General features: G+C 68.8%; 15 protein-coding genes and 1 pseudogene. 9 read left to right on the top strand and 7 right to left on the bottom strand.

Annotation, left to right across the window (positions count from 1 at the left end):
- Positions 1–39: 39 nt before the first annotated feature.
- Positions 40–405: a YbjQ family protein gene (locus J2X34_RS16755; protein ID WP_114721413.1), complete on the bottom strand. Its 366-nt coding sequence runs from the start codon at positions 403–405 to the stop codon at positions 40–42.
- 237 nt (positions 406–642) lie between these two features.
- On the opposite strand from J2X34_RS16755, the gene J2X34_RS16750 reads away from it, so the two are divergent.
- The 4 genes and pseudogenes from J2X34_RS16750 to J2X34_RS16735 all read left to right on the top strand — a co-directional run bounded on the left by J2X34_RS16750 (position 643) and on the right by J2X34_RS16735 (position 3,958).
- Positions 643–1,593 (top strand): AraC family transcriptional regulator, encoded by a 951-nt coding sequence (locus tag J2X34_RS16750; RefSeq protein WP_429518654.1) that lies wholly within the window; start codon positions 643–645, stop codon positions 1,591–1,593.
- A 39-nt stretch (positions 1,594–1,632) separates the two neighbouring features.
- Positions 1,633–2,166, top strand: a complete 534-nt coding sequence (locus tag J2X34_RS16745) for a carboxypeptidase regulatory-like domain-containing protein (protein ID WP_429518488.1) — start codon at positions 1,633–1,635, stop codon at positions 2,164–2,166.
- Positions 2,167–2,311: 145 nt separating this feature from the next.
- Positions 2,312–2,534 (top strand): annotated as a pseudogene (locus J2X34_RS16740) (integrase core domain-containing protein); the annotation flags it as partial.
- Between the two features lie 86 nt (positions 2,535–2,620).
- The gene (locus J2X34_RS16735; RefSeq protein ID WP_429518486.1) at positions 2,621–3,958 is read left to right on the top strand and encodes an MFS transporter; all 1,338 of its coding nucleotides are present in this window, start codon (positions 2,621–2,623) and stop codon (positions 3,956–3,958) included.
- A 391-nt stretch (positions 3,959–4,349) separates the two neighbouring features.
- Here J2X34_RS16735 and J2X34_RS16730 read toward each other — a convergent pair whose 3' ends face one another.
- Positions 4,350–6,536, bottom strand: coding sequence for a DNA polymerase III subunit gamma and tau (locus tag J2X34_RS16730; RefSeq protein ID WP_429518484.1), 2,187 nt, complete (start codon positions 6,534–6,536; stop codon positions 4,350–4,352).
- Positions 6,537–6,721: 185 nt separating this feature from the next.
- On the opposite strand from J2X34_RS16730, the gene J2X34_RS16725 reads away from it, so the two are divergent.
- Together J2X34_RS16725 and J2X34_RS16720 are read left to right on the top strand one after the other, a co-directional pair.
- Positions 6,722–8,038 carry an ammonium transporter gene (locus tag J2X34_RS16725; RefSeq protein ID WP_114721302.1) on the top strand — a complete coding sequence of 439 codons (1,317 nt, stop codon included), beginning with the start codon at positions 6,722–6,724 and terminating at the stop codon, positions 8,036–8,038.
- Between the two features lie 78 nt (positions 8,039–8,116).
- Positions 8,117–8,515 (top strand): VOC family protein, encoded by a 399-nt coding sequence (locus J2X34_RS16720; RefSeq protein ID WP_114721304.1) that lies wholly within the window; start codon positions 8,117–8,119, stop codon positions 8,513–8,515.
- A gap of 39 nt (positions 8,516–8,554) precedes the next feature.
- Here the strand turns inward: J2X34_RS16720 and J2X34_RS16715 are convergent, their stop codons facing one another.
- The 3 genes from J2X34_RS16715 to J2X34_RS16705 all read right to left on the bottom strand — a co-directional run bounded on the left by J2X34_RS16715 (position 8,555) and on the right by J2X34_RS16705 (position 10,991).
- Positions 8,555–8,995 (bottom strand): VOC family protein, encoded by a 441-nt coding sequence (locus tag J2X34_RS16715; RefSeq protein ID WP_114721417.1) that lies wholly within the window; start codon positions 8,993–8,995, stop codon positions 8,555–8,557.
- Positions 8,996–9,141: 146 nt separating this feature from the next.
- Positions 9,142–9,726 carry an HhH-GPD-type base excision DNA repair protein gene (locus tag J2X34_RS16710; protein WP_114721306.1) on the bottom strand — a complete coding sequence of 195 codons (585 nt, stop codon included), beginning with the start codon at positions 9,724–9,726 and terminating at the stop codon, positions 9,142–9,144.
- 53 nt (positions 9,727–9,779) lie between these two features.
- Positions 9,780–10,991 carry a hypothetical protein gene (locus J2X34_RS16705; protein ID WP_429518481.1) on the bottom strand — a complete coding sequence of 404 codons (1,212 nt, stop codon included), beginning with the start codon at positions 10,989–10,991 and terminating at the stop codon, positions 9,780–9,782.
- A gap of 264 nt (positions 10,992–11,255) precedes the next feature.
- Here J2X34_RS16705 and J2X34_RS16700 point away from each other — a divergent pair, with 264 nt between their 5' ends.
- Positions 11,256–11,882: a DUF5701 family protein gene (locus J2X34_RS16700; protein WP_114721310.1), complete on the top strand. Its 627-nt coding sequence runs from the start codon at positions 11,256–11,258 to the stop codon at positions 11,880–11,882.
- A 16-nt stretch (positions 11,883–11,898) separates the two neighbouring features.
- On the opposite strand, the gene J2X34_RS16695 is transcribed toward J2X34_RS16700, so the two are convergent.
- Positions 11,899–13,020, bottom strand: coding sequence for an alpha/beta hydrolase (locus J2X34_RS16695; protein ID WP_429518479.1), 1,122 nt, complete (start codon positions 13,018–13,020; stop codon positions 11,899–11,901).
- 67 nt (positions 13,021–13,087) lie between these two features.
- Positions 13,088–13,705 carry a TetR/AcrR family transcriptional regulator gene (locus J2X34_RS16690; protein WP_429518477.1) on the bottom strand — a complete coding sequence of 206 codons (618 nt, stop codon included), beginning with the start codon at positions 13,703–13,705 and terminating at the stop codon, positions 13,088–13,090.
- Between the two features lie 145 nt (positions 13,706–13,850).
- Here J2X34_RS16690 and J2X34_RS16685 point away from each other — a divergent pair, with 145 nt between their 5' ends.
- Positions 13,851–14,417, top strand: coding sequence for a VOC family protein (locus J2X34_RS16685; RefSeq protein ID WP_174907698.1), 567 nt, complete (start codon positions 13,851–13,853; stop codon positions 14,415–14,417).
- Positions 14,414–15,835 (top strand): 3-isopropylmalate dehydratase large subunit, encoded by a 1,422-nt coding sequence (gene leuC / locus J2X34_RS16680; protein WP_429518652.1) that lies wholly within the window; start codon positions 14,414–14,416, stop codon positions 15,833–15,835. Before J2X34_RS16685 ends, leuC begins: the two co-directional genes overlap by 4 nt.
- The last annotated feature ends 11 nt before the right edge of the window (positions 15,836–15,846 follow it).

Raw genomic sequence — 15,846 nt, 5'->3', positions numbered from 1 at the left:
CGGACGAGACAGGGAACCGGTTCGGCTCGACGGCTCGCGTCAGTTTCGATAGCCCAACTCGGCTGCCGTCTGCCTCGCGGCGTCGGTGACGGGTACCGCGTAGGCCGCGGTGCCGTACGCGCAGATCTCCGACCAGTTGCCGCCGAGGTCGGACGTCTCGAACCGCATCGCGACGATCACGTTCCCGCCCCGCTGCGACGCCTCGTTGATCAGTCGGCTCATCGCCTCGTTACGGCTCTCGGTCAGGTTCTTCGTCATGCCCTGGAGCTCACCTCCCACCAGCGACTTGAGGCCGGCGCCGATCTGCGAACCGATGTTGCGGGACCGGACGGTCAGTCCGAAGACCTCGCCGATCACGCGCTGGATCTCCCAGCCGGGAATGTCGTTCGTCGTCACAACAAGCATGCCGATCAGGCTAGACAACAGCTGCGACAACGTCCCGATCGGCTGCGGCCGCGGCTCGGCGACGCCCGGTCGAATGTTCCGTTTGCCCCGGGCCGGGAAGCGCGAACCCGATCCGGATCGCGCGGGAACCTGCCACCGAGCCGTCGGCGCCCCTGGTGGCACGCCTGCCGTCGGCGTTCAATTGGCTCATACACCTGAGATAGGCGGAGCCGAAACGTGAGTCGGGAGGTCGGAACGATGTCGATGCCGTCGGGCAAGATCGAATCGCGGGACTGGGACGAGATCTCGCAAGTAGTCGCGGACGCCTACTTTCCGCACACCCTCACACCTCGCACTCCCGTCCGCACCGACGGCGCGTTCCTGCGCAGCACCGGGGAGGGACCTGTCCGCATCGCTCGACTCGGCTGGGGTGCCGACGTCTCGATCCGGTCCGATCACCCCGGAGCCTACGGCGTCAACATTCCGGTGTCGGGTCGACTCGACTCGGTCGTCGGCGGGCGCGAGGTGTCGTCGCTGCCGGGCACCGCCACGGTGTGCCCACCCGACACCGACACCCGGATCTCTCGCTGGGCTGCCTCGTGCGAAATCATCGGTGTCCGTTTCGATCACGAGTACCTGGAACGGGAAATGCATCGAATACTCGCGCGCCCCGATCGTCCACTGCCAAGCCAGGTGGACCTGTCCGCCCCCGCGGGGACGACGTGGATGCGGTTCGTCGAATCGCTGTCCGACCAGATGGAAGGACCGAACTGCCTGCTGCAGAACGATCTGGTCGCGGACCAACTGCTCAGCGCCGTCACCACCGCGTTCGTCCTCGCGGCCGTACCGGACGATCCGGAGCACACGGAGGGCGCCGTCGCGGCGCGACCACGAATCGTCAAGCGGGTCATCGACGCCCTGCACGGCGACCCCGCCCACCGGTGGACGGCCGGCGAGATGGCCGAGCAGGCCGGCGTGAGCGTGCGCCGACTACAGGAAGGGTTCCGGCAGTACGTGGGCAGGAGTCCGACCCAGTACCTGAACGACATCCGCCTCGTCCGCGCCCGCGACGATCTCCTCGCCGCAGACCCGGGCGACACGGTCACCGCGGTGGCCCTGCGCTGGGGCTTCGCCCACACCGGCCGCTTCGCGGCCACCTACCGCAGCCGATTCGGCGTCTCCCCGTCCTCGGCCCTCCGCACGACCTGATCCTCTGTCCGCCGACATAATCCAGCCGAAGGGATCCCCGTGTTCTTCTCGACGTCCGTGCCGACCCGCCTTCGCTCGCCCGCTCCCCACACCACGGCCTTCTCACCTGCGAGACATCCCGTCGGCAGCCCACTCGTGCTGACAGGTCGCATCCACGACGACACGGGCCGGGGTGTGCGCGGTGTCTCCGTCCAGGTCCGTCGCAGCGACAACGGCGGGACGGTCCGTGCGGGCACCTCTACGGTCGTCACGGTCACGACCGACGACGACGGCTGTTTCACGATTGCGACGATTACGCCTGCGCCCTATCAGATTCCGGCTGACGGCCCGACCGGTTGGTTCATCGCGAACGAGGGCTGGAACCCGTGGCGACCGGCGCACCTGCACGTCACGGTCAAGGCGCCGCGGATGCGCACCCTGACCACTCGCCTGTACTTCCGCCGCGACGCCTGGATCCGGCACGACGCCCCGGCGAAGGCGATCCTCGACCCCCGACCCGGTGTCGGCGGAATCGACCGGGCCACAATCGACTTCACGCTCGAACGGTCGACGTCGCCGGGATCCGGCGCCTAACCGTCGATCTTGCGCGCGCCGAGGATTTCGCCGAGGAACTCCGCGGCGACCTCGTCCGGGTCGCGACGGCTCGCCTGATCCACCGGCACGGCCGCCTCGGCCATCATCTCTTCCTCATCCTCGGGAGTGGTGGGAGGAGGGGTGGCCTCAGACGAACGGCAAGATCGAGCGGTTCCACCGCACTCTCGGTGACGGTTGGGCCTGCGCCCGCTTCTACACCTCGGAAGCCGAACGCCGAACTGCTCTACCCCGGCTTGCTTCACTTCAATCACCACCGAGCCCACTCCGCCCTCACGGGACTCAGCGACCAGGGAGCGCACGGTCGGAGTCCCATTCGACACCAGTGTGGCGTCCTCGCCAGAAGTTGACCGCAGTGGCGTGCGTCACCTATGTTACGTGAACATCGCTACCGAGCGTTCGCTCGGTCGGTCCCATGAGTTCGAAAGAGGCGAAGATGCCCCCAATATCGGCTTCCCCGCAGCAGACCACGGCGCCGAACGCTGCGCCGCCGCACCCGCGCCGAGCGGCCCGTAAGGCTGCGTTTGCCGCCGCCGTGTCAACCTCCCTCGAGTGGTACGACTTCTTCATCTACGCGACAGCCGCCGCTCTGGTCTTCAACAAGACGTTCTTTGCCACTCAGAGCGAAGTTGTCGCCGCACTCAATTCGTTCGCTACCGTCGCGGTGGGGTTCATCGCACGGCCCATCGGCGGGATCATCTCCGGTCACTTCGGCGACAAGTACGGCCGTAAGCCGGTGCTTGTGATTGCGATCCTGATCATGGGCATCGCGACGACCTTGATCGGACTGGTGCCGGACACCTCGATCGTGTGGCTCGCCCCGACGATGCTGGTGCTGCTGCGCATCTGCCAAGGCCTTGCTGTCGGGGCGCAATGGGGTGGCGCAGTCTTGCTGGCCACCGAGTACGCGCCCCCGAACCGACGAGGCTTCTACGGGAGCTTTGCCCAACTCGGCATCCCGATCGGCGTGGTCGTCGGCAACGCGGTCTTCCTCATCGCAGCGTGGGCGGTGACACCGGAGGCGTTCATGTCATGGGGCTGGCGCGTCCCGTTCTGGATCAGCCTTTTCATGCTCTTCGTCGCATTCGCCATCCACCGCTACCTCGAAGAAACCCCCGAGTTCCAGCAACTCGAGGCCAAGCTGGCCGCCGAACCGATCAAGCGGCGTTCCCCAATTCTCGAGGTCATCCGGAACAACGGGGGCACCGTGATCATGGCCGGTGGCACCTACCTGGTCGGCATCGTGATGTTCTATCTCACCATCACGGGGTCGGTACAGGTCGCCACTACAACCCTCGACATTGCCCGATCGGATGTCCTCGCGATCATCCTGGTGGCAGCGGGAGTGCTTGTACCCATGGTGCCGCTGACCGCGTACCTGTCCGACATTTACGGCCGCAAGCTGATCTACGGCATCGGCATCGTGGGCATGGGGCTATGGGCCGTTCCGATGTGGTTGCTCGTCGGCGCCTCGTCACCGCAGAACATTTGGCCGCTCGCTGCCGCCCTGATCATTTCGTGCGTCGTCATGTCGTTCCAGACCGGTCCGCAGGCAGCTCTGTTCGCAGAACTCTTCCCGCCGGAGGTGCGCTATTCGGGCGCCTCGCTCGGCTACCAGGCTGCAGCCATTCTCGGGGGCATGGCTCCGATGGCTATGGTGGCCCTCATCAACGGAGAGGTCGACAATCTCTGGCGGGTGGGACTGCTGATCGTCGCTCTGGCTGTCCTCGCCCTCGGCTGCCTCGTGGTCCTCGCCCGCCGTGCAAAACGGTGACGGGATCGACTGCAGTGTTGGTATGCGCGGCAGATGTTCGTGTCTACCGACGGTCCAGTCGACCAGGCGGTTCGTATCTGAAATGGGCGAGGAGCGCGGCCGAAATCGTGTCCCAGGTTCCATCGCCGGCATACCGACGCTGACGTTTCCAGATCGTGTGCCACGGGCCGAAAATCGGTAGGTACGTCCCGCCGCCACGCGATTGCGGCCCGGTAGCGGTAGATGATGCCGTCGACCACCCGGCGGTTGTCTCGGAACAGGCGGCCCGCAGGCCGTCCGAGGAAGGAAGCAACGGCTCGATCAACAACCACCGCTCATAATTCAAGTGCTTGGTGGCCGACACGACCAGCAGTCGTCACCGATCCCTCCACCGCGGCCTAGGAGACACGCCCTAACCGTCGATCTTGCGCGCGCCGAGGATCTCGCCGAGGAACTCCGCGGCGACCTCGTCCGGGTCGCGACGGCTCGCCTGATCCACCGGCACGGCCGCCTCGGCCATCATCTCTTCCTCATCCTCGGGGGTGGTGGGAGGAGGGGTGGCCTCGTAGTCGACGGGCGGCGGCCCGGGGTCGTCCGGGTAGTCCGGAGCCTCGGGCGGCGGGATGTCGTCGAGGTCAGACGAGGACGACCGGGGTGCCGACGGAGGGGGCGCCACGGCAGCCCTGCCCTGACTGGGCCGGGAGAAACGCGGTGCGGCAGGAGCTTTCGCCTGCTGCGCCGACCGGGACGGAGCCGTCTGCGCCGGCGGCGCGGTGCCGTGCTCGCACGTGACCTCCCAGTCGCCGCCGAACACATCGCGCATCGCGGCACCGATCACGTCGGTGTTGCGAGGCTCGACCAGACGCTTGGCCAGCGGGGCCGAGTCGTGGCTGAGCACCAGACGCGGACCGTCCACCGACCGGACCGTGGCGCCGGACAGCATCACCTCGACCGTGCGACTGCGGTCGCGCACCTTGGCACGCACCTCGGACCACACCGCACGAACCCCGGCGACGTCCGGGCGATCCGACGACTCCGCTTGCACCGGAGCAGGTTCCGGGACCGGCGCAGGCGCTGCGGGTGCGGGCACGGGCACGGGCGCGACGGGCTCCGGGACGGGCGCGACGGCGACGACGGGTTCGACAACCGATTCGGGCCGGCGCGGGGGTTCCGGCGCGCGCACGGGTTCCGGCTCGTGCACGGGTTCCGGCTCCGGCTGACGCGACTCGGCGAGGGGCTGTGCCGCGACAGGCTCCGGCTGACGCACGGGCTCGGGTTCGCGGGGCGGTTCCGGCTGCCGCTGCGGCTCGGGGGCCGGCGCGGCGTCGGCCTCGCGGCGCTGCGACGGACGCTGGTAGACGGGACCCGACGACGGCGGCGGCTCGACAGCGGCCGGACGCGGCGCGGCGGCCGGGACGGGCGCCGCGGCGGAACCGGCGGCGGGGATCACCACTCCCTGCTCGATCCGCTCGAGGCGTTGCAGCACAGCCGATTCCGCGTCCGTGGCGGACGGCAGCAGCATTCGGGCGCACATCACCTCGAGCAGCAGGCGTGGTGCCGTGGCACCGCGCATCTCGCCGAGGCCGTCGTGCACCAGTTCGGCGTAGCGGGCGAGCGTCGCGGGACCGATGCGTTCGGCTTCCTCGCGCATGCGGTCGAGGACGTCGCCGGGGGCGTCGACCAGCCCGCGTTCGGCGGCGTCGGGCACGGCGCGCATGAGGATCAGGTCGCGCAGCCGCTCGAGCAGGTCGACGGCGAACCGGCGCGGGTCGTGCCCGGCGTCCATCACCTTGTCGACGGTGCCGAACAGTGCGGCGCCGTCGTTCGCGGCCAGCGCGTCCACGGCCTCGTCGATGAGCGCGACATCGGTGACGCCGAGCAGGGCGAGCGCCCGCGCATACCGGACGCCCTCCCCCCCGGCACCGGCGAGGAGTTGGTCGAGCACGCTCAGCGAGTCGCGCGGCGAGCCGCCGCCGGCGCGGATGACCAGCGGGTACACCGCATCCTCGACCGGCACGTGTTCCTGCGCGCAGATCTTCTCGAGCAGCCCGCGCATGGTGGACGGCGCCAGCAGCCGGAACGGGTAGTGGTGGGTGCGCGACCGGATGGTCGGCAGCACCTTCTCGGGCTCGGTGGTGGCGAAGATGAAGATGAGGTGCTCCGGCGGCTCCTCGACGATCTTGAGCAGCGCGTTGAAGCCCGCGGTGGTGACCATGTGCGCCTCGTCGACGATGAACACCCGGTACCGCGACTCGGCGGGCGCGTAGAACGCGCGGTCGCGCAGCTCACGGGTGTCCTCGACACCGCCGTGGCTGGCCGCGTCGAGCTCGATGACGTCGAGATTGCCCGGCCCGCCAGGGCCGAGGGCGACACACGACGAGCACTCACCGCACGGCGTCGACGTGGGCCCCTGCACGCAGTTGAGCGAGCGCGCCAGGATGCGGGCCGACGACGTCTTGCCGCAGCCGCGCGGACCCGAGAACAGGTAGGCGTGGTTGATGCGTCCGGCGTCGAGTGCGGTGCTCAGGGGCTCGGTGACGTGCTCCTGACCCACCACCTCCGCGAACGAAGCTGGTCGATATTTCCGGTACAGGGCCACGGCGAAAGACTACCGGCGCGTCCCGACAGTGCGCCGCAGGACCGCACCCGGGTGCCGTCCGGCCCGCGAATCGGCGAGAGATTTCCGAAACACGCTCGCAACAGCGCGGCAGCGCCGGTGAAACCGGAGGCGACGATCGTCGTTTCTCGCGTGCGGTCGCCCCGCGACGGTGAGGAGAAACTGACATGCCCGAAACAATCGATGCCGGCACCACCGCCTGGCTGCTGGTGAGCACCGCCCTCGTGCTGCTCATGACGCCAGGCCTGGCCCTGTTCTACGGCGGCATGGTCCGCTCCAAGGGCGTCCTCAACATGATCATGATGAGTTTCGTCTCGATCGCCCTGGTCACCGTGGTGTGGCTGTTCGTCGGGTACAGCCTCGCGTTCGGCGACGACGTGGGCGGCGGCCTGATCGGCGGCCTCGAACACTTCGGCATGGCGGGCATCACCCCCGACACCGTGCACGGTCAGGTTCCCGAGTTCCTGTTCGCGACGTTCCAGCTGACGTTCGCGATCCTCACCGCCGCGCTGATCAGCGGCGCGATCGCGGACCGCGCCAAGTTCTCGTCGTGGATGTTCTTCGTGCCGGTGTGGGCGCTGCTCGTCTACGTCCCCGTCGCGCACTGGGTGTGGGGACCGGACGGCTGGATCTCGAAGCTCGGCGCCCTCGACTACGCCGGCGGCCTGGTGGTCGAGATCGTCTCCGGCGCGTCGGCACTGGCCCTGGCGCTGGTTCTCGGCCCGCGGATCGGGTTCCGCAGCGAGCCGATGCGCCCGCACAACCTGCCGCTCGTGCTGCTCGGTGTCGGCCTGCTGTGGTTCGGCTGGTTCGGGTTCAACGCCGGCTCCGCGATGGCCGCCGACGGCACCGCCGCCGCGGTCTTCCTCAACACCCTGGTCGCCGGCTGCACGGGCCTGCTGGGCTGGCTGTTCGTCGAGCAGAAGCGCGACGGGCACCCCACCACGTTCGGCGCGGCGTCGGGCGTCGTCGCCGGCCTGGTCGCGATCACCCCGTCGTGCGGCTGGGTCGGCATGGTCGGCGCGGCCGTGATCGGCCTCGTCGCCGGCTCCGTGTGCTCGTTCGCGGTGGGCTGGAAGTTCCGCTTCGGCTACGACGACGCGCTCGACGTCGTCGGCGTGCACCTGGTCGGCGGCATCATCGGCACGCTGCTCATCGGACTGCTGGCCGCGGAGGTCATGACCGGCGGCGTGGAGGGTCTGCTGTACGGCGGCGGGCTGGCGCAGCTCGGCAAGCAGGCGCTGGCGGTCGCCGTCGTCGGCCTGTACGCGTTCGGTGTCACGTATGGCCTCGGCAAGCTCATCGACCGGCTCGTCGGGTTCCGCGTCACCGCCGAACAGGAGACGTCGGGCATCGACCTCGCGCTGCACGCCGAGTCGGCGTACGAGCACGCCGTGCTCGCGCACGGCACTCAGCCGGGGCTGTTCTCCCGCGAGCACGAGCGCCCACGGCAGCGTCCGGAACCGGAAACCGACGGGGTCTGACGGATCCAATCCCTCCCTCCGGAGCGGTGAACGACGCTACCGTGGTCTGTATCGCCGTTCCGGAGGAAGAGGTGCGTTGTGGCGCCGTTCCCAGCTCTAACCCACATCGCGGTCACGGTGTCCGACATGGCCGTCAGCACCGAGTGGTACACGCGCCTGTTCGGGTCGCCGCCGGTGCTCGACGAGGACGAGGAATCCGGGGCCTTCCATCACGCCGTCTTCGTGCTCGGCGGCGGGACCATGTTCGGCCTGCACACCCACACCGGCGAGCGCCCGGACGCAGAGTTCGACGAACGACGGATCGGCCTCGACCACGTCGCATTCGCCTGCACCACCGGCGAACTCGAATTCTGGCGGGATCGTCTCGACGAGCTCGGCATCGCGCACGGCGGCATCAAGACCGCCGCCTACGGTTCCGGGCTGTCCTTCCGCGACCCCGACAACGTCGCGCTCGAGTTCTTCGCACCGCCCGGCTGAACCTGGTTGCCCCCGAATGACGATGATCGGACTCGCGCGTCAGCCGATCTGCTCGAACAGGGACACGATGATCCCTTCGGGCCCACGCACGTAAGCCATGCGCACGCTGTTCTCGTACTCGCCGATGCCACCGACGAGCCCGTACCCGTCCGCAGCCACAGCGTCGACGGCCGCCTGAAGATCGCCGACCTCGAAGGACACGTTGCGCAGCCCGAGCTCGTTGGCCATCGCTGTCGGCGATCCGGGCACGTGATCGGGCGTGACGAAGGCCGAGAGTTCCAGCCGGGACCCGCCGCCGGGCGGCCGCAGCATCACGATGTTGCAGTGCGCACCGGGGATGCCGCACACGGTCTCGACGAACTCACCCTCCACGGACCCGGTGCCCTCCACCTCGAGACCGAGTCCGACGAAGAACGCGGTTGCCGCGTCGAGGTCCGCGACGGTGATGCCGACGTGGTCGAAACGTTGAACGTGTGCCATGGAATCCATCCTGAGCTTAGTCTTCCCCGTGGTGACCGAGATCTGCCGCGCCGGGGCCTGGGTGAAGTCGACGCCGCGCGCCAGCAGGAGGGGCTTCCGCCCATCGCCCGCACAGCAGCGACCCGTCATCGTTCATCCAGGCGTCCCTACTTCCCCTTCGCCGCCTTCGCCGCGGCCTTGGCGGCCTGCTTGAACTCGCGCACCTCGAGGAGCGTCTGCCTGTCGACGACGTCGGCGATCGAGCGGCGCGCGCCCTCGTCGCCGTAGGCGCCAGCGGCCTCGCGCCAGCCATTGGGCTCGACACCGATCTGCTTACCCAACAGCGCCAGGAAGATCCGCGCCTTCTGGTCGCCGTACCCGGGAAGCGCCTTGAGCCGCTTCAGCACTTCCTTGCCGTCCGGGTCGCCCGACGTCCAGATCGCGGCGGTGTCGCCGTCGTAGTGCTCCACGATGTAGCCGCACAGCGACTGGATCCGCTCCCCCATCGACTTCGGGAACCGGTGCACCGCGGGCGGCTGCGCACACACCGCGATGAAGTCGTCCGGGCTCATCTCCGCGATCTTGTGGACGTCCAGGCCGCCGAGCCGGTCGTCGAGCTTCTTCGGTCCCGCGAACGCCGTCTCCATCGGCACCTGCTGATCGAGCAGCATCCCGATCAGCAGCGCGAGCGGGTCCGACGCCAACAGGGCGTCCGCGTCCGGGTCACCGACAAGATTCAGCGTGAGTGCCATGCCCCGATCCTGCCATCCGGCCGAACGCGGTACATGCCGTCTGCCGGGACCGGTCAGGACGGGCGCCGCCAGAGGATCGCGATCGCGACGACACCGGCGGTGATCGCGATCGTCGCCGCCAGGGCCTCGATCCAGTGCCCGAACAGCGTCGGCTGGTCCACCGCCGGCACCGCGGCCAGCGCGGCGAACACCGCCACCACCGCGATGGCGCCGGCGGCGACCGACCAGGCCTGGGCGATCCGCGAGTGCCGGCTCCCGCGCCGTTCGGCACTGCGCAGCAACGCGCGCTCGATCACCCGGGTCGCCTCACCGAGTTCGGCATCGAGGGCCGTCATCTCCGCCGACAACCGTCGCACCAGCACCGTCCGCAACTGCGCGGGCGACATCCGGGGCAGTGACGCACCGTCGTGCCGCGCCTCGGTCGCCAGCAGGACGCGTTCCATGCGCCGCGCCTGCACCCCGGCGAGGTCGTCGAGCGCGGCCAGCAGTCGACCGTCCTCGAGCGCGTCGTGGTCACGCAGGTGGTCGAGCACCAGCCGGTAGTCCCCGGCGTGGCGGGCCCGGACGGCGACCCACGGCACGAGGGCGCGCACCATCTCGCCCACGCCGAACATGTCGTGGTCGTGGTCGCCGGCGGTCGCGTCGAGGTCGAACACGATCGCCCCGGCGTCCTCGCGGACGGCGATGGCCGCACCCGCCCGCACCGGGCGCTCCACCAGCGCGATCGACTCCCAGCTCCACCCCGCCGCGTCGGTGCCGCGGCCGTCGACCCGCCGGCGGACCCGGTCACCGCCGTCGCCGGTCACCTCGATCGCCAGGGCCGCCGAGGCACGCTCGTGACCCGCACCGGCGACGAGGTCGGGCAGCCGAAGATTCGACAGGGCGGTATCGAGGTCGGCGCTATCGAGGTCCGGGAAGACGTCGCGCAGTCGGGCATCGACGGTGAGCCCGAACGGCGCGAGGAACCGCGCGAGGACCTGGTCGATCTCACCGGCACGCCAGTCGACGAGGTCCCCGCCCGGACCGGTCGCCAACGCCTCGCACGCGAGCACGGCACCGTGGCCGGGCACGATCCACAGCGACAGGCAGGTCGCCTCGGCGCCGACGTGAATCGCACCCGAATCCGTTGCGAGCACGACCTCCCGGCCGGTGCGGTCGAGTGTCACCCGCGCCGCGGACGGGTGCACCGGCAGCGTGCTTCCCGACTCGATGTTCGACGCGGGCAGGAACGGCGCGAACGCGCCTCGGCGGCCGGGATCGCGCACCGAGTCGGCGACCGAAATATCCTGGAGGCCAAGGATATTCAGGGAAAGAAGAAAGATGTCCAGGACCCCTGCCCTGGGCGGCGATGCCGCCGGTGACCCGAGTCCGTCGACTGCAGCCGGAGCGGCCATCACACTCACCACTTTCGAACCCGCCGCGTCCGGCGCGGCGACCCTGGCCGGAGTATGGCAGCTTTCCCTGCCGATCGGGGAACCAATGCCGCCGCCCGCGCGTTGGACCATCCGCTGCCGTCGAAAGGATGACCCATGTCCGATGCCCTCGCCGAATTCGACCGTCAACTCGACCACCTCGTCCGACTCGGCTATCCGGCCCTGGCCGGAAGGTCCGAATCCGCGTTCCGTGACGGGCTGGCCCCGCTGCGTGACGTCGTCGCCGCCCGCCCGGATGCCGACGTCGAGCGCGGCGAGGACCACATCCCGTTCGTGCTCGTCCCGACCGGGCTTCCCCGGCAGGAGACGACGGCCCGCACCGCACTCGGCAAGCAGCAGGGATTCACCGTCCTCGAGGCGGGCGAGCTCACCACGTTCCGGCCGATCGAGGGCGTCGACGTCCCCGACGGTCCCGGCTACCTGCTGTTCGACATCGACACCGGCACCGAATTCCTCAACGTCACGCCGCAGGACGCGCTCGTGAAGATCACCGGCGACGGCCGCAGCCCGCTCACCATCGACGAGGGCATCGCGCTCGTCACCGCGCGCCCCGACATGTTGCGCAAGAACAAGTGCTTCTCACTACTGGCGTCCCGCTGCGGCGACAAGCGCGTGCCGGCGCTGTGGATCAGCGACCGCAAGCCGAAGCTGGGCTGGTGCTGGAACGGGAACCCACACACGTGGCTGGGATCCGCGCACGCCGGGGAGCGCGTCGGGCTCTGACGGTCGGGCGCAGCGGCTACTTCGACACTCCGAATCGCTTCTCGATCCAGGCCGCGGTCAGGTCGGCGAGCTCGTCACGAGCACCCGGGGTGAGGAAGTAGTGATCGGCGACGATCTCGTGAAATTCCTTGTCCTCCGCACCGATCAGGTCAAGGATCGCCGCTGCGTCGCTGGGGAACACACCGGTGTCCGCGAGGGCGTTCACCACGAGCGCGGGGACGGTGATGTTGGGCAGGTGTGCGCGCGCCCGAGTCTGGGAGTCCTCGAGACTCCACAGGGACAGCCACGTACGCAGCGTGCACGCCGAGGCGATGCCGAACACCGAACGGTTGGCCCGCTCCGGAACACCGGCGTAGCAGAGATTCGGTTTCCGTTGGGTGGGCTCGATGGTGGGATCGACCATCCGCGGGTCAGCCCAGGTTCGGAAGATCGAGAACGGCCGGTCGTGGTAGCCGGCGGCAGTGAGCCGCTCGAGCTCGTCCTTCACCCAGCCGGTGATGCGGTGGTTGCGGGCGACCTGAGCTGCCCGGTAGCGCTCGACGAACTCGGCGCTGTATGCCGGCCCGTTGTCCGGGTTGAACAGGTCGAGGGACGGATCGGTTGCCAGCGGGTCGCTCTCGTCGGTGACCGAACCATCCATCCACGCGGTGAGCACCTCGGGCCGACCCAGGTGGGCAGCGGTCGAGATGTAGGCGTCACCGGCCGGCAACTCCGCGACACCTGATGCCAGGTGCATGCCGGGCAGAGGGGTCATCTTCGGTGCCACTGCCTGGGATTGGTAGGCGGCCATGAGAGAACCGCCTCCGGAGTTTCCGAGTAGTACGACGTTCTCCACCCCGGCCTGCTCGCGGAGCCAGCGGACACCTGCCCCGATGTCACTGAGGGCATAGTCGAGGATGAAATGCGCCTCGTCCCCACGGAACCGGGTGTTCCAGCCGAGGAAGCCGATCCCCCGTTCCGCCAGGAGATCCGCCATGTAGTGCTCGGAGAAATCGATCTGATAGTGCGTCGCGATCACCGCCGTCTTCGGGCGTGTGCCCGCCAACCGGTGGTACAGCCCCTGGCACGGGTGTCCGCCTGCGCCGAAGCGCGGCAGATCGAGACTCGGCAATCCGACAAAGATGCGTTCGACAGCCACTGCGACTCCTAGTTTATAAATCTGGGTTCAGATTTAGTATCATGGCCGTCGAGCCGCTGTCCATCGCTCACGGTCGCCAGTAGACGGCGCGATACCAGATCTCGGCCAGCGTCGCGATGCACGCCTCGTCGTCGACATCGGCCGCGCGTCCGTTCGCGAGCTTCTCGTAGCTGAACATGTTCATCATCCCGACGATCGCCGTGGCGGTGAGGTGAGGATCGACGCCCGGGCAGTAACCCCGCCCCTGAGCGAGAGTGATCTCCTCGGCGATTCCGGCAATTGCTTCGGCGCACAGCTCATCCCAGACCTGAGCAAAATCGTCGTTGACCATGGCGAGCTGGAAGACGCCCACCATCTCCGCGAGCCACTCCCGGTAGGTCTCCCAGTGCGCCCGAGCGGACGCAGCCACACGCTCCCGCGGTTCGCGACCGGCCACCTGACGGCCGGCTTGCGCACGCGCGCGTGCCTCGTCCTGGAATCGACGGGCCCAGCGCTCGAGCAACGCCTCCTTGGAGTCGTAATAGTTGTAGAACGACGCCGGGGACCTCCCCGCCTCGGCCAGGATGTCGGCCACCCTCATCTTCAGGAAGCCCTTCTCCGCGATCACCTTTCGCGCAGCGGTATCGATCGCCTCCAACGTCTCTCGACCCCGCCGTGTCGGTCGACCCTTCGCCGGATCAGCCATGTGTGCACCCTTCCCTTGCAATCTTCAGATCGTCTGCCGCCTTTTCTACCCGACCTTCTTCGACCCGCCCCCCTCGCCGCACTTCGACCGTTGATCAAATATGAACCTGATGTTAGAATCAGATACCACCTCGAAAGGAAGCCCTATGAGCACACCCAACTTCGAGATCCGCGGCTTCAACCACGTCGCGCTCGTCTGCTCGGACATGGAACGCACCGTGGACTTCTACAGCAACGTCCTCGGCCTCCCCCTGGTGAAGACCGTCGACCTCCCCGACGGCATCGGCCAGCACTTCTTCTTCGACGCCGGCAACGGCAACTCCCTCGCATTCTTCTGGTTCGCCGAGGCGCCCGACGGCGTGCCCGGCATCTCGGCCCCTGTCGAGAAGCCGGGTTTCGGTGAATGGACCAGCGCTGTCAGCTCGCTCAATCACATCGCCTTCGACGTCCCGCCGGAGAAGTTTCAGGACTACCGCCAAAGGCTCAAGGAGGCGGGCGTACGGGTCGGCCCGATCGTGAACCACGACGACAGTCCGTCCCAGGTGGCGACCGGGATGCACGATGGCGTGTACGTCCGCTCGTTCTACTTCCAGGACCCCGACGGCATTCTGCTCGAGTTCGCCTGCTGGATGCGCGAATTCGGCCCGGAGGACGTCACCCACACGCCCCGGACCGAAGCGGACCGCCGCAGGCCCGTCGCCGTCACCGACTGACGACTGCGACAACCGCCGTGGCACCGCGCACCCTGTTCGCCAAGCTGTGGGACGAGCACGTCGTCGTCCGTGGCAGCAACGGCCCCGACCTGCTCTACGTCGACGTGCACCTGCTGCACGAGATGACCTCCCCCCAAGCCTTCGAAGGGCTCCGGGCGGCCGGCAGACAGGTCCGCCGTCCGGACCTGACGATGGCGACCGAGGACCACAACGTGCCGACCACCGGGCCCGGTTCACCGGTCTCCGATCCACTGAGCCGGCTGCAACTCGAGCTGGTCCGCCGCAACTGCGCGGCCTTCGGGGTGCCACACCACCCGATGGGCTCGTCCGGCAACGGCATCGTTCACGTCATCGGGCCCGAGCAGGGCCTGACTCAGCCCGGTCTGACGATCGTGTGCGGCGACTCGCACACCTCCACCCACGGCGCCTTCGGGGCGCTGGCCTTCGGGATCGGGACGAGCCAGGTGGAGCATGTCCTGGCGACGCAGACGGTCTGGCTGGAACGCCCGGAGGCGATGCAGGTGCGGATCGAGGGAGACCTCGCTCCGGGTGTGAGCGCCAAGGATCTCGCCCTGCACGTCGTACGCGCCCTCGGCCCCAACGGTGGCGCCGGGGCCGTCGTCGAGTACCGGGGCAGCGCGGTCCGGTCGCTCGGCATGGAGCAGCGGATGACGCTGTGCAACATGACCATCGAATGCGGTGCACGCGGCGGCATGGTTGCGCCCGACGACGTGACCTTCGCCTACCTGCGCGGCCGTCCCCACGCTCCGGCGGGAGCCCGGTGGGACGAGGCGCTGGCGTACTGGCGGACCCTCCACACCGACGACGGCGCCCTCTTCGACCGCACCCGAGTGCTGTCCGCCGCCGACGTCTCCCCGACCGTCACCTGGGGCACCATCCCCAGTCACTCGGTGCCACTGGACGGCGTCGTCCCATCCCCCGACGAGTACGCCGATCCCGACGAGCGCGAGGCGGCGGCGCGCGCCCTGGCATACATGGACCTCGAGCCGGGCATCCCCGTCCGCGACATCGCGGTCGACACGGTGTTCATCGGGTCGTGCACCAACGGCAGGCTCGAGGACCTGCGCGCCGCGGCCCGGGTGCTGAGCGGGCGCACCGTGGCTCCCGGCGTCCGGGCCCTCGTGGTTCCGGGCTCGCAGGCCGTCGCGACCGCAGCCGAGGCCGAAGGGCTCGACCGGATCTTCACCCGGGCCGGGTTCCAGTGGCGCTCGGCCGGTTGCTCGATGTGCACCGCTATGAATCCGGATGCGCTGGGTCCCGGGCAACGTTCGGCGTCGACGACCAACCGGAACTTCGAGGGACGTCAGGGTGCTGGTGCACGGACCCACCTCGTGTCCCCCGTGGTGGCGGCGATGACAGCGGTACGCGGCCGGCTCAGCGGTCCCGGAGACCTCTGAGCCGGCCGCGC

This window comes from Rhodococcus sp. BE178, assembly GCF_050433545.1.
Lineage (GTDB): Bacteria > Actinomycetota > Actinomycetes > Mycobacteriales > Mycobacteriaceae > Prescottella.
This window is presented reverse-complemented; position numbering and strand designations above follow the sequence as displayed.